12 protein-coding genes are annotated in these 14,658 nt (G+C 41.6%); 4 read left to right on the top strand and 8 right to left on the bottom strand.

The window, feature by feature from the left end:
• Positions 1-30: 30 nt before the first annotated feature.
• Positions 31-501, bottom strand: a complete 471-nt coding sequence (locus BIW53_RS13800; RefSeq protein WP_070992589.1) for a HugZ family pyridoxamine 5'-phosphate oxidase — start codon at positions 499-501, stop codon at positions 31-33.
• Between the two features lie 233 nt (positions 502-734).
• On the opposite strand from BIW53_RS13800, the gene BIW53_RS13795 reads away from it, so the two are divergent.
• Entirely contained in the window at positions 735-2,759 is a 2,025-nt protein-coding gene (locus tag BIW53_RS13795; RefSeq protein ID WP_070992588.1) for a methyl-accepting chemotaxis protein, read from the top strand.
• On the opposite strand, the gene BIW53_RS13790 is transcribed toward BIW53_RS13795, so the two are convergent.
• The 3 genes from BIW53_RS13790 to BIW53_RS13780 form a co-directional block, all read right to left on the bottom strand.
• Positions 2,749-3,951 carry an iron-containing alcohol dehydrogenase gene (locus BIW53_RS13790; RefSeq protein WP_070992587.1) on the bottom strand — a complete coding sequence of 401 codons (1,203 nt, stop codon included), beginning with the start codon at positions 3,949-3,951 and terminating at the stop codon, positions 2,749-2,751. The genes BIW53_RS13795 and BIW53_RS13790 overlap by 11 nt on opposite strands.
• A 195-nt stretch (positions 3,952-4,146) precedes the next feature.
• Entirely contained in the window at positions 4,147-5,988 is a 1,842-nt protein-coding gene (locus BIW53_RS13785; protein WP_070992586.1) for a DEAD/DEAH box helicase, read from the bottom strand.
• A 214-nt stretch (positions 5,989-6,202) separates the two neighbouring features.
• Positions 6,203-6,466, bottom strand: a complete 264-nt coding sequence (locus BIW53_RS13780; protein WP_070992585.1) for a GrxA family glutaredoxin — start codon at positions 6,464-6,466, stop codon at positions 6,203-6,205.
• A 266-nt stretch (positions 6,467-6,732) separates the two neighbouring features.
• On the opposite strand from BIW53_RS13780, the gene BIW53_RS13775 reads away from it, so the two are divergent.
• Together BIW53_RS13775 and BIW53_RS13770 are read left to right on the top strand one after the other, a co-directional pair.
• Positions 6,733-7,926, top strand: a complete 1,194-nt coding sequence (locus BIW53_RS13775) for a S1 family peptidase (RefSeq protein WP_084228163.1) — start codon at positions 6,733-6,735, stop codon at positions 7,924-7,926.
• Between the two features lie 13 nt (positions 7,927-7,939).
• Positions 7,940-8,467 (top strand): hypothetical protein, encoded by a 528-nt coding sequence (locus tag BIW53_RS13770; protein WP_070992584.1) that lies wholly within the window; start codon positions 7,940-7,942, stop codon positions 8,465-8,467.
• A gap of 43 nt (positions 8,468-8,510) precedes the next feature.
• Here BIW53_RS13770 and BIW53_RS13765 read toward each other — a convergent pair whose 3' ends face one another.
• The 4 genes from BIW53_RS13765 to olsF form a co-directional block, all read right to left on the bottom strand.
• Complete coding sequence (locus BIW53_RS13765) at positions 8,511-8,789, bottom strand: peptidylprolyl isomerase (RefSeq protein WP_070992583.1); 279 nt, start codon at positions 8,787-8,789, stop codon at positions 8,511-8,513.
• Positions 8,790-8,973: 184 nt separating this feature from the next.
• Positions 8,974-11,049: a TonB-dependent receptor plug domain-containing protein gene (locus BIW53_RS13760; RefSeq protein ID WP_070992582.1), complete on the bottom strand. Its 2,076-nt coding sequence runs from the start codon at positions 11,047-11,049 to the stop codon at positions 8,974-8,976.
• Between the two features lie 108 nt (positions 11,050-11,157).
• Positions 11,158-11,640 (bottom strand): TlpA family protein disulfide reductase, encoded by a 483-nt coding sequence (locus BIW53_RS13755; protein ID WP_070992581.1) that lies wholly within the window; start codon positions 11,638-11,640, stop codon positions 11,158-11,160.
• A 110-nt stretch (positions 11,641-11,750) separates the two neighbouring features.
• Positions 11,751-13,457 (bottom strand): bifunctional ornithine lipid synthase OlsF, encoded by a 1,707-nt coding sequence (gene olsF / locus BIW53_RS13750; protein ID WP_070992580.1) that lies wholly within the window; start codon positions 13,455-13,457, stop codon positions 11,751-11,753.
• Positions 13,458-13,632: 175 nt separating this feature from the next.
• On the opposite strand from olsF, the gene BIW53_RS13745 reads away from it, so the two are divergent.
• Positions 13,633-14,553, top strand: coding sequence for a 2-hydroxyacid dehydrogenase (locus tag BIW53_RS13745; RefSeq protein WP_070992579.1), 921 nt, complete (start codon positions 13,633-13,635; stop codon positions 14,551-14,553).
• Positions 14,554-14,658 lie beyond the last annotated feature (105 nt).

The following is a 14,658-nucleotide window of genomic DNA, read 5'->3' as shown; positions in this document are numbered from 1 at the left end:
TAACACCCTAGCAGAATACGCGACATTTTCCTATTCGAGTTCGTTCGGTATATGCCATTGGTCTTTTTCCAGCCAGAATATTTCGCCAAATCCAGATATAAACCTCACTCGAACGATATCTAGTTGCCAAATATAAAAATCTGCTAGTTGAGCATACTGTGAGGCGCTTGGGATCTGCTGTACAAATTGCTCGATGAGTGACTGGCTGTCTGCTTTTGCTAGTTTTTTCGCGTCTGCGAGTAAGGTTAACCTTGATGCATCGGCAGTTTGCGTAAGGTCAGAAGCAAAAACGGTGAGAGACAGCTTTGGAGACAGACTCAGGTTCTTTGTATGCTGTGCTAAATCACTGATAAAGAGGTAAACCCCTCCAGAGGCATCAGAGATAAAATGGACGGTTGAGCCAAAAGGGTAGCCAGGCATAGCCTTAGATAAGGTAGATAAAACTGCTAGACTTGACTGGCTTAGTAACTGTTTTGCTGCTAATAAGGTCTGCTGTTGCATAGATGAATTTATCCAAAAGTTTGAATTTCATATATTGATAGAGCAAAAGTTAGCACATAAAGTTGTTGAGTTAGCTCTGTTGTGCCATGTTTAATTAGGTTTTTTGTGTTTTTTGCAATTTAGAGGTTTGATATAACAATATATTTTAAAGTTTTTATTCTAATTTCTGAAGATGTGTGAAATATTAACCTTTTGATTTGTATTAGGAGTGTGCTCTTTGCACTGTGGCCCAAATGTTTAAACAACTTACCATCAAGCAAAAAATTATTTTAGGCTTTACCAGCTTGGGTATTTTACTTTTGATATCAAGTGGCCTTGCCTATACTGCTTTAAAGCAAATCAACCATGCCAACACTGAAGTAAAAAGTGTTGCGTTACCTATTTTAAAAACTGCCAACACCCTGCAATTACAACAAAGTACGCTGAGCAAATTAATCTCAAAAGCTTACAGTGAAAATGATAGGGATCGGTTGAGAGTTATAGAGCAGCGTTTTATTGAACAACAGCAAATGTATCAAAAGCAATTGTCTACACTTCAAAATATCACTCAAGACAAACAACAATTTACCGCACTTTTGAATACGATAGTCTCAGTGAGTAAAGGTATCGAGCGCGAAGCAAAGTCCTTATTATCAGCAAAGCTTACAGCGATAGAGCAAAGGCAGCTTATTAGTAACCAGATCCAGCAATTTGAACAGTACCGTAGCCTCGCTAGCGATGCCATGCTTAATCTAGAGTTGATAGAGACAACCAATGCACGTCAGCTTGCGGAAGTAGCGGGCACGGGTATTCGCATTGATGACATGATGTATACCCTAAGTGATAATGTGAAGGTGGTGAATCAGTTTGAAGGGCAGAACTGGCAGGCTCAACAAGACGATGTACGATTTTTATTAGGTAACATTCGCGACAATCTGCAATTTTTAAAGCGCCAGTCACAGGGGTTAGATGCAGAGGAATTACTATCAGAGTTTAGTGAGCAATTAGCTTTAATTACGGCTCTGGTAGATGAGCCTGGAAGCCTGTATCAAAGTGTGGCGATGAAGTTATCAGCATTGGCACAATCAGAGAAAGCTTACCAGCAAGCCGAGCAGGCAACGGAGCGAATTCAAAATACGCTAGAGGGCTTACAAAAAGCCGCTGATGATCAATTTAATTATTATGAAAACATTGCGGAACAAAAAATTCAGCAAGCACAAAAAGCCGCGTTGATTATGGCTGTGGTGTTTATTGTCCTTGCTATCTTTATCGCTACTTCAACAAGTCGTGCGATGCTAGGGCCGTTGGCTGCCGTGAACAAAATGCTTGGGTATCTGGCTCAAGGCGACTTTTCAAGAGACATGAAAAAACGTAGCGATGATGAGTTTGGCATGTTGATCGATAATATTAATCGTGTAAAAGATAGTCTTCGAGTGCTATTGGAAGACATTAATAAAAAGGTCCATGAATTGGAGCATATGTCAGACTCGACCCAGCAACGTAGTCAAACACTTGCGAAAAATGCCCAACAGCAATTGCAGCGCATCGATAGCGCGGCAGGATTGGCCTCACAAATAGCACTTAGTGCTCAACAAGTTAGCGATGAGTCAGCTACGACGCTTAGTAGCATCAAAGAAGCAGAACAGCAAAGTTTGAGCGTCAATGAGATAGCCAATGATAACAAACAACATATGTTGTCGCTCAATAGTAAAATGGCAGACACAGTTGAGGTTATGGAGAAATTAACACAACGTAGCCAAAACATAGAGTCTATTTTAGACACAATTATCTCAATTGCAGAGCAAACCAATTTACTTGCACTGAACGCTGCAATTGAAGCGGCTCGAGCGGGTGAACAAGGCCGCGGCTTTGCGGTTGTTGCTGATGAAGTCAGAACGCTGGCTGCACGCACGCAGTCATCAACCAGCGAGATCAACACTATGATCGAGTCGTTACAACAGGATACAAAATTGGCTAACAGTGCTATTTTAGAGGGGCAATCAGGTACGCAGGAATGTGCAGCACGCAGTGAGTCTTTATCTGAGGCGATTGGCCAGATTGAGCAAGTATTGGTTCAAGTTAATGAATTGAGTAGCCGCGCCAGCGGAGCGGCCAATGAACAGGTATCTCATTGTCAACAAATCGAGAGTGTGATGGAAAACGCTCAGAAAACCGCTAAAGATAACGCCAGCGAAATGCAGCACATGGCACAGGCCAGTGAATCGCTCAGTCGCTTTGCAAATTCACTGACCGAATTAGTTAGTCGCTTTAAGCTGTAACGCTGACGGATGTTAAAATACCTCTACACTCTTGCAGGTTCATAAAATGTGGCACTGGGTAGTCAGGGTGGGCTTCTTTTAGCGCCGACTTAGCAAGGGCATCAATATCCTCATCGCGCAGCTCACTAAAAGTAGTTTGAATATGCATGTCACTCAGAAGTTGTTCAATATGAGTGAGCAAATCTTCTGCCTGACGCGCTATGGGGTAATCTAAAGACGTTAGTCGGCATTCACGCGCAATTAAAGCCAGCGTATTATCAATACGCGTGCCATACCAGCGTAACACCGGTAACAATAACACTGCATTTGATAATCCATGAGCTGTGCCATAGTTGGCACTGAGCTGGTGCGAAATAGCATGTACGTACCCCACTGAAGTACGAGTAAACGCCTGTCCCGCATAAAATGAGGCTAATAAAAGCTGTTCTCTTGCGTACAAGTCTTTACCATTTTGGTAGGCACTTGGTAAATAGCTAAAAATTAAATCACAAGCCTGAAGGGCCCGCTCTTTACTATAGCGTAAGCAGTTGATGCTTAGCAGTGCCTCTATTGCATGAGTCAGGGCATCTATCGCCGTTGTGGCTGTTAAGTGTTTTGGCAAACTGGTGGTCAGTTCAGGTAGCAGTACGGCGTGTTGCGGTACCAACGAGAAATCCGTAGCTGCGTATTTTTGTTGCTCTTTTGAGTCGTTAACAACCGCTGCAACGGTTGTTTCTGCGCCGGTACCAGCGGTAGTCGGGATGGCAATATTAGGTGGCAGGCGCTTGAGTATTTTAAACAGGCCTTTGAAGTCTGTTATCGCTTTATTTGGCTTGACAGTTTTGGCTCCAATTAGCTTGGCACAGTCGATGACTGAGCCTCCTCCGATGGCAATGATGGCGCAACAGTGGCTATGGCAGTAACTGTCATAGCCTTGCTCAACATTTTCTATCGTAGGGTTTGGACTAACGTCACAAAAAACGACTGCTTCAAGTTGTTGTTGCTTGATGATATCGAGTAGTTTTACTGTCTCGGGAAGCTTAACGAGAGTACGGTCAGTGACTACCAGCACATGAGACTGTTTTTTGAGTTTGAGCGCCTGTAAAGCGCTTTGGAGTGCGTTATTGCCGCGATGTAATTTGGGGTTAGGTACACCAACTAAAATAACGATGCATTTGAGGATAAAGTGGTAACAACGATAAAGCAGGGCCATATGAATGCTCGGTTTTTAAATATGTTCAAAAATGTAGCATAAAGCTGTTTATTCATCTATCTCTGAAGGTGGGTAGGGGTATTTAATGCATTGATGCTCATCGAGTTACGTAAAGCACTTTCAATTTGGAAAACAAAAAAGCCGCTTCAAAAAGCGGCTTTTTTTAATGAGCAATCAAGTTGCTACTTTATGAGATTAGCTGAAGCTTACAGCTCTACGCTCTTTGCGTTCACCATCACGACGAGGTGGACGTTTGCCTTCACTGCGTGGGTCTTTAAAGCTACGCTTTCTTTCACCACGAGGCTCAGAACTACCAGCCTGATCAGCTGGGTGTGAGCTCTTAGTTAGCTTCATCGGACGCTTACAGATAAACACATTCTGGAAGTGTGATACGACATCAGCAGGCATGTTTTGTGGTAACTGAACCGTACTGTGTTCATTGAACAGACGGATGTCACCGATAAACTTGCTTGAAATATCAGCTTCGTTCGCAATTGCACCTACAATGTTCTTAACTTGAACACCATGATCACGACCTACTTCGATACGATATGTATCCATAGGGCCTTGTGAGCTGTTACGTGGACCACGATCTGAACGCTCACCAGAACGTTCAGGAGCACGTTCACGGCCTTTACGCTCACCGCGAGCAGCATCACGACCACGACCTTCACGACGGTCATCACGACGGTCATCACGTTCGCGACGTTCGCGTTGGAACTTGATCTCTTCCACTTTCAGTGGTGATTGCTGCTGAGCTAAACAAAGTAATGCACCTGCTAAATCTTCAGCACTTAACTCAAGCTTTTGCGCTAAATCTTTCGCTACATCATTAAAGAACGTGATGTCTTTGTGCTCAAGAGCGGTAGAAAGCTTAGTTTGTAAGCTTGCGATGCGCTTAGCTTCAACCACTTTAGCGGTAGGAAGCTCAACTTCAGCAATTTCAGATTTAGTATGACGCACAATATTGCGTAGTAAATAACGCTCGTTATGCTTTACGAACAATATCGCTTTACCACTACGCCCCGCACGACCTGTACGACCGATACGGTGAACGTATGCTTCGCTGTCTTGTGGAATATCGTAGTTGATAACTAAACTTAAACGGTCAACGTCTAGACCTCGTGCAGCAACATCTGTTGCGATAACGATATCTAGTAAACCATTTTTCAAACGCTCGACAGTACGCTCACGCGCTTGCTGGTTCATATCACCATTAAGCGGAGCTGCTGAAAAACCTTCATGTTCAAGTAATTCTGCAAGCTGTACGGTATCATTTCGTGTACGTACGAACACAATAGCGCCGTCATATTCTTCCGCTTCTAAAAAGCGAACGATGGCCTTGTTTTTGTGTACGCTTGCACGCCAAAATACCTGCTCTACAGTAGAAACGGTAGAGTTACGTGCAGAGATATGAACCTGCTCTGGGTTATCTAAGTACTTCGCACAAATAGATTGGATCTGCTTAGGCATGGTTGCAGAGAATAAACAAGTTTGCTTATTTTTCGGCGTTTTTTCCATGATGCTTTCAACATCATCGATGAATCCCATGCGTAACATTTCATCTGCTTCATCTAGCACAAGTGCACGTAAGTCAGACAAATCTATTGTCTTGCGGTTGATATGGTCAATTAAGCGGCCCGGAGTAGCAACAATGATTTGTGCACCGCGGCGCAATGCGCTCAACTGAATGCCATAGCTCTGTCCACCATACAGTGCGAGTACTTCAACACCTTTAGTGTATTTAGCATATTGTTCAAATGCTTCTGCCACCTGAATGGCAAGTTCACGAGTTGGTGTTAACACCAAAATTTGTGGCTGCTTAGTAGCCGGGTCAATATTGTTCAATAATGGTAATGCAAATGCTGCTGTTTTACCTGTACCCGTCTGCGCTAGTCCCAGTACGTCCTTTCTTTCTAGCAATAACGGTATACATTGAGCTTGGATCTCAGATGGTGTCTTGTATCCTTGCTCTTCGACTGCTTTTAAAATTGCAGGAGAAAGATCTAAAGATTTAAACGTGACTGGTTCTGACATTAATGCGCCTCAACGAATTTAAAGAGGCGCGCATTGTATAGGAAAAGCGCATCAAATGCTTGTACTAATTGGAACTATTTTATATGTGGTTGAAGTTGTACGTTTTTTAATCGTTTTTGAATTAGGTAATTAACAATGTGTTTACTAAGTTGCTATTGTCGAACGTTTTTTAACCGAGCTCATGGCTCGGTTTTTTTATGAGAGTTTGTTGAGTTTAATTGTAAAGGTCTAAATTTTCTTTGGCGTAGGCTTCAAATTCAGTAAAACCACCAATATGGTTTTCGTCGATAAATATTTGTGGCACTGTTGGACACGGTTTGCCCGCCGATTTTTCTAAGTCGGCTTTGCTCACGCCCTCTTTGATAATATCTACATAACGGAACTTAAAATCGTCACGTTGTACACTTAAACGTTCAGCAACTTCTTTTGCACGTACGCAATAGGGACAACCTTCACGGCCAAAAATTACTGTAAACATAAAAAATCCTCTTGAATTGAACTAAGTACAGTGTAGAAGAAATGAACGTAAAAAAAAGTGATTAAAAGCTATTGTACTAATCGAAAATTTAGAATGCTTATTTAAATAGTCGATCTTTGCTGTATACAGTCAAAAGATAAACTTTACTTGGCAATGAGAGGGGGCGGTGCTTGTCATAAATTTTCACAGTCGTGCATTATTTGAGCTTTATATTTTGAGGAGAAAAGCGTATTGTACCGCCCTTTGAAATTTTGAAAGGCATAAAAATGCTCAGATTATTAATGCTTATTGCAATTTGTAGTAGCTTACTTGCAGGGTGTAATAGCACAACCCGAGTGAAACCAAACACGGTTTCAAATAAAAAATACAAGGTAAATAAAGATATTGTTTTACCTTTGCAAACAAAGGTAGCTGTGTATGTACCTAATAGTAAACTCAAGAGTGAGTTTTTTGCTGTGGGTCGCATCCATAAACCAGGTAAGGCGTTAACAGAAGCGACTCACTCTATTTTCAATAACTATTTTAACGAATTTAGTTGGTTTGAAAGCAAGCAAGATGCTCAGTACGTATTTAAGCTTGACCCAACTTGGGACTTGGAAGCTGGTGACCTAAAAATAACTTTAAATTATGAAGTGTTTACGTCAGACGGTAACTCTTTGTTTAAAGATGAAGTTGTAGAGACAAGTGGGTATAACTACCTAAATAGTGATGCAGGCTTTTATAATTCTTCTTATAAGGCAATGTTAGCTGTTCTATCACGATTTGTGAATAAGCACGCTAGCCAAGTGTCAAATATACCCTTAGTGTCTTTAGCTGGTTTTGACTTAGACAAACTAATTAATGAAAAACCGATTAGTACAGGTACTGGTTTTTACATCAATCAAGACGGTGACTTACTTACTGCGGCGCATGTTTTGAGAAGTTGTTTAGTTACAAAAGTAAAAGTAGGTGATGAATATAAGGCAGTTCAAGCAGATGCAAGTAGTACTCTACTAGATTTAGCCGTAATTAAATCGGGTAAAGAGAGTTCTAGTTACCTACAGTTGCCTTCAGAAAATTCACTAGAGTTAGGTGAAAAACTTACATCAGTTAGCTACCCATTAGAAGGGTTACTGGAATCATCGCCAAATATGACATTCGGTAACATTACATCAGTAAAGGGCTTATCAGGTTCAAAGTCTACTTATCAATTTAGTGCACCTGTGCAACCAGGTTCAAGCGGTGGACCTTTGGTTTCAGACAATAACGAATTATTGGGAGTAACGACAAGTTCACTTAATACAAAAAGTCTAATTGAGCAGGGTGTAATACCGCAAAATGTGAACTTTGCAACAACGCCAGAAATGATTAAGAAGTTTCTGAATAAACACAATATCCCGTTTAAGCAAGGAAAAAGAAACGACATTGTCTCCACAAAACTTACTCTAGAGTCAACAACATCAATTGCGTGTTATCAATAACAGGAACTAAATTGTGAAAAAAGTACTTATTTTATCAGTTATCGCGTTTCTAATGGTTACAAGCCTGCACGTAAAAGCTTCTCTAGTGTTGCCACCAGCGCAATTCATAAATATCGTAGATGACTTCCTTATGGATGAGCTTAAAGCCTATCCAATGTTTGCTGATATTTCAGCCGAGTTACCAGGTAGTCCAATAAAAGTTGTCGCTTATTTAGAGCAGGATACGACTTCAGGTGGAGCGGCTGCTGAAGCTACATCCATTCTTTTATCTGCGAGCACTTTAGGCATATTGCCAGTGGTTAGTAACAAAGACTTAAAGCTATCTTATAGAATACTGGTTAATGGACAGCTACTTACTGAGTATAGTTTCATTAAAAATGTCACCGAATCGGATAATATTTGGTTGGCTCAGTATGATAGAAAGTTAGATAAAGACATTGTGACTTGGGTTAAGTCGACTATTCCTGAAGTGGTCAGTAAGCTTAGTAACGACGCCAAAGTTAAAGCCTTACTCGATGAATATAACTTCTATTTTGAATAATTTTGTCAGGTATGAAGTTTGAGTGGGGCCTTAGGGCCCCATTTTATGTTCTATAAACTGTTTTGATTAAGTGATAGCCAAATTTGGTTTTTACCGGACCGTGTACTTCGAAAAGAGGTTTTTTAAACACCACATCATCAAATGCTTTAACCATGTCACCTTTGTTAAATTCACCTAAGTCGCCTCCGCGCTTTTTTGACGGGCAAATCGAATATTGTTTGGCTAGTTTGTTGAAATCTCCACCTTTGGCGAGCTTGTCTTTGATTGCTAGACATTCTTTTTCGGTTTTTACCAGGATATGGTAGGCACAGGCTTTTGGCATGATAGCTCCTAAATTCAAATAACGCTGAGATCATGCAGGGCTAGGGAATAAAACACAAGCCTTTTGCAAGGAGCTATGCGGGCATTGTCAGTTACCCTTAGAGAAAGGGCGTGGGCAATCATCGCTGTATTGAAATAAGGACTTGGCTGTTAAACGCAAGCCCTTAGAGGCACCCAAAGTTTCCTTAGAAGGTGACACTGAAACCAATAGAAGGACGCATTTCGAAGTCGTCTTCTTCCTCTTTTATATGTAAGTCATCGACAGTGTTCATTTTTTTATAGTCTAGGTCGATATAGCTCACATTTTTTTGTCCATAGGCATTCATTAATTCAAGGATAAGCTTGCCGTTGAGTCCGAATAATTGGGTTTTTCTCTCAAAACGTATGTCTAGCCTATGGTACAGGTCATGACGCTCTGAGAAAGGTTCACCATAAATGGGTAAGAAGTGGTTCTCGTAGCCTGGGTTTTCTCGTACACCAACAATAGGGGTATAGGCTTGTCCACTGCGAGCAGTAAAGTTGAAACCTCCTTCCCATAGTTCATTGATCTCATAGTGGAAAACCGCATTAAACACCAAAGGTGTGTCGGCAAAATAATCTTGGGTAACCTGGTGTCTTGTGTCTGTGCGTTCACTCTTGGCATAGCTAAGGGCTACCCAGCCATACCAGTTGTCAGTCTTATTTTTGCTTAGTAACAAGTCGACACCATAAGCTTTTCCCTCAACCTGATTACTATAGAGCATATGTGCATCAGGCGCGTTTGGTTCAATCGCCAGCGGCAGGTTATCCATAGTTTTATAATAACCCTCAATAGACCAAGACCACTCGTTCTGAAGCTGTTGCTCAAACCCCAGCGTAAAGTGATTGGATGTTTGAGATTTTAGTGCTGGGTTACCCACTTTTGGAATGATGTAGTCAATATCCTGCATACGATTGTATCGCCCGAATTTGGCGGTGATAGTGCTGTCATCAGTGACATAATAATTTAACGCCAAGCGAGGCATAGTGAAGTGCTCTTTGGTGTAGTCATTATGCTGTAGTTGAATACCAAGCTCTGAGTGCAACTTGTCTGATAGCTGCCACACATGGGTAAAGCCAATAAATGCAGAATCGATGTCAACTTGCTGATTCCCTTGAATAGGGCTGCCTTTTTTTAGGTCGCAATCAGGGTCAAGTTCAGTACATAGGTATTGGAATGTGTCGTAGCTATAGGTGGTTTCATTGTCAAAATAAGCGAAATCGGTAATGAGTCTATGCTTTTGATTAATGCGATAATTAAGCTGTGCTTTGTAGCTATATTGCTGCTCACTCTCCTGCTCAAAATAACCTGCACTGAGGGTAGTTTGTTTACCATACTCAAGGCGACCTGAATGATCGAGCGCACCGACACCCACTCTTAGGTGAAAGTCTTTATGGTAGTGATCCCAAAGCAGGCTTTGACTGTTAAATTCACGAATAAACCTTGCGTCGCCCTGAAACTCGGGGGTTTTTTTGGCAAGATCTGCGCGTTCATTGAATCCGGCGGCAGCCGAATCTTCAGCGCCTGTAAAATTAAAGGTTAGGGTGTTGTTGTTATCTATGTCCCATAGCCACTTTCCTTGATAGTCGTGATCATCAGGAGCATCATTAATTACTACGCCATTAGGGTTGCCCTCATCATCTTCCAACTCTTCGCCTGCTGAGAAAAACAAGGGCAATGTACTTTTGCGAGCAGAAACATAGAATGCAGTGTTTTCAGTAGTTTGACCCTCTAAAAATATACCCGCGTTGAACATAGTGAAATCTAGAGTGGTTGTCAGCGGTTGATACTTAGGGTTACGCAAATTGACATCAAACACGGCACCGGTCGCATTGCTATATGCCGCGCCGTAGCCTGCCGAATATAACTGAAAATCTTGGATGATATGACGGTTGAAAATGGAACTACCAAAGTCATGAAAGATGTAGCCTGCGGGCATAAAATCGACTTCGAAAATATTATCACTTGGAGATGAACCTCTAACCGCAGGTTCACCCATAGAGCCTCCAGCGGCAACAACACCAGGTAAAGCATAGACGGCCCGCAGTGGGTCACCCATAGCTCCTGGCATTTCGACCAGCTTCTCGGTGTTTTCTGTGATGGTGCTGGTAATACTGCTGCGCTTATAGTGTACTTCTATATGTTCCATTTCTTTAGGCGCGTCTTGAGCTTGTGCATTTATAGTTAAACACAACATGATGGGGCTAAGTTGAAAAGTTAACCTTTGAGCGAGATTGAGCATGATTCGTTTCCTGAAATTAGTCCTTAATGACAGGAGACAGTGTATCTATATGTAATGTTTAAGACTTTTAGGTTTACGTAATGAATTGTTGGCCTTTACCACATAAATTTACATTCTCATGCGCAAACCTAATTCGCTTGAGTAGCCAGTGGAGCGCTCGATGATGTTACTTTTTTCATCGAGTACATAATAGCTTGGATAGGCACTTACTTTGTAGTTGGCCCTGATATTGTGATTACCTAAAAGTACTGGCATTGATAATTCAAGCTCATCAGTAAAGTGTTGAACTTGTTCTTTATTTTCATAATCTAGAGCAATAGCAACAACATTAATATTTTGCTGTTTATATACGTTGTTCAAATTTGGCATACTGAGTTTGCAAACATGGCACCAAGGCGCAAAAAAATACAGTATGGTTTTTTGTCCCTGTAGCGATGCTAGGTCTATGCGTTGATCGTCCGTGATAGTTGCAAGAGAGAAATAAGGGGCTTGTTGAGCACCGTCTTCACTGAGCATGTCTTTTTCTTGATATGCGGTGATAAGCAAAAATACGCACACCACAACAATACACTGTGCCAAAAACTTAACCATGGCTGAGCAACTTTTAAATCATACATAAATCAAAGTGTACTATGGTTTTGCGTGATAACGAAGATGCAGCAGGCGTGTATTAAGTATGGTATACACGCCGCTGAACATCCTTATCCTAGGTAGCGTTTTGCTTTTTGAGGTTTGATTTTAGTTAAATCAACTAGGACTAAACCATCAATACAGTTATTAAAATCAGGGTCGATGCTAAAGCATAAAAAGTTAGCGCCATCGTTTTCGCAAAGCTCCGTGTACTGCTTAAATAGAGTTGGAACTTGAGCTCCCATATTAGCTAATACATGTTTTAGTTCAGCAAAATCTTCCTTCATGTCTTCGCCATCAAATAGCTCTTGATACTGACTAATTTGTTGGCTAGTTAGTTTGTATTCGTTTTTTGGTTCGGCGTGACTTGGTAACGATGAGAAGTAATGTGAATAATGATAAACCAACATGGCTTTTGCTTCGTCGGGCAAACTGTTTGATAAACTTACCGCGCCGAACAAGTAGCGGTGTTCTGGGTAGCGTTTAATAAATGCACCAATGCCGTACCAAAGATAATCTAGGCTTTTTCTTCCCCAATACTTGGGTTGTACAAAACTGCGGCCAAGTTCCAGACCGTGTTGAAAATATGGCTGCATTTTATCGCTGTAGTTGAATAGACTGTCAGTGTACAGGCCTTGCTGGCCATAGTCTTTGAGTACCTGTTTTGCGCTTGCAAGGCGATATGCACCGACCAACTCCAATTGACTAGGGTCCCAAAGTACTAAGTGCTGATAGTGCATGTCATACTTATCTATATCGCGGCGTTTACCACTGCCTTCTCCAACAGCGCGAAAGGCGATTTCTCTTAATCTGCCAAGTTCTCTGAATATGACTGAGCTACCTTGGTATTGATAGAGGTAAATTTGCATACCGTCGTGCGTTTGGCCGAGAAGTTCGCAAGTTTCGAGTGCTTTCTTTAGCTCTTTTCGACATTCAGAAACGGCGATCGGTGTTCGAGTCTTTAATGGTAGCGTTTTTTTGCTACTAAGGCGGTATAACTGTTTGCGGATAAGGCCAACAATTTCTTTGTCCTTTAGGTTCTCAATTAAATATGACTCAGGAGGAATTGATGCTCCGATTTCGAACTCCAGTGACTTTTGTCGTTGCTTAAACATCTCTTTGACTAACAGCAAACTTGCCAAAGGTTTATAAATCATTGAAGTACCATAAAACAACGGACTGTTTTTTGCCTTGATATAGACAGGTAAAATGGGGCAGTTTGCTTTTTTGGCCATTCTCAAAAAGCCAGAGTTCCACTTACAATCCTTTATCCCAGTTGGGCTTAGACGAGATACTTCGCCGGCCGGAAATATCAGTAAAGCACCTTCTTGTTTAAGGTGCTCTTGAATGTTGGCTAGCTCTTGCTTTTGGCTGGTGCCAGATAGGTTGTCTACGGGCAACAGCAGCGAATGCATTGGGGTGATTGACATCAACATTCTATTCGCCACAACTTTTAAATCTGGACGAACTTTTGTGATCACGCGGATTAAAGCCAATGCATCCAGTGAGCCTATTGGATGATTGGCAACGATCACCAAACCTCCCTCACTGGGAATATGCTCGATTTGTTTTGGTTTATAGCGTGCATCAAAGTCTAGCTCATCAAGTACTTGCTCGACAAATTCTATGCCTTGTAGATGTGGGTAGGTGTCAGCAAACGCAACAAATTCTTGCTCATGCAATAAATAGCCTAAACCTTTTTTGACTAGTCCTTTGACTTTTGGAGACTGTTCTAACTGTGGCAAATTAGCTTCGATCACTTTATCGACACTGATCATATGACTGTCCTATCGGATACGATTAGCACTAGATTAGGAATCTCTCGTGACAGCCATGTTGCAAATATCTGGCAGTTGTATGACATTACTTGATGGCAGCGTAATATAAAGTGGTGCTGGGTTTTTTACATCGAATTGGTTAGCATGGCGACACTATATTGTGATGAGGTGAAGAATGTCTTTATTGGTATGCGTAACACGAAGAGATAACACAAAGCTACTTGCGAAGCTAAGGTCTTTGTTACCTGATATCGAAATCAATGAGTGGCCGCACTGCTCTGCGCCTCATCAAGTTCGTTTTGTTCTAGCATGGGGGGCTCCAGATGAGCTGTGGTCTCAGTTACCGAACCTAGAAGTGGTTCAATCATATGGCGCGGGAGTTGACGGTATTGCAATGCAATTATTGCCTGAGCACGTCGCCGTTACACGCATTGTTGATAAGCAGCTAGCCGCAGATATGGCGGAATATGTTTTGACTCATGTCCTTGCTCACAAACTACGACTGCGACAATATTTCACTCAGCAATCACAACATATCTGGAAGCCTAAACGGGCGCATCAAGGAACACATGTCGGTATTTTGGGGCTAGGAGAACTTGGTAAGGTAGTTGCCAAACGTCTTATTGATAATAACTTTAAAGTAAGCGGTTGGTCAGCGACACAAAAAAGCTTGTCAGACGTTAGTTGCTATGCGGGTGAAGCACATTTATCAGCATTTTTATCAGAATTGGATTACCTGGTCTGTCTGTTACCACTTACCGAGCACACAAAAGGTATACTAAATCGCACCTTGTTTGCACAGCTGCCCAATCATTGCGTATTGATAAATGTAGCCAGAGGCCAGCATATTAATGAGGCGGACTTACTTTGGGCTTTGGATAATGGTGAACTGGCTGGAGCGTGCTTAGATGTGTTTGCGCAAGAGCCCTTAGAAGAAGGACATCCGTTTTGGTTACATCCAACTATCACAGTAACACCTCATTGTGCAGCGTTAACTAGTATTGATACCGCTTGCGAGCAAATAGCTGCAAATTATATTGCCTTGATAAACAATGAGCGAATTTGCAATCAGGTAGATAGAGAGCTAGGTTATTGATTAAATATGTATAAAATTTTGAAAAAAATCACTAAGTCATCTAAATATAAGTATTAACTAACAATCTGAAATATTTGAACCTTGTACCTCATGTGTTACAAAAAG

The sequence above is a fragment of the Pseudoalteromonas byunsanensis genome (genome assembly GCF_001854475.1).
GTDB lineage: Bacteria > Pseudomonadota > Gammaproteobacteria > Enterobacterales > Alteromonadaceae > Pseudoalteromonas > Pseudoalteromonas byunsanensis.
Note: the sequence above shows the minus strand (reverse complement) of the source record. Positions and strands in the feature narration are given on the sequence as shown.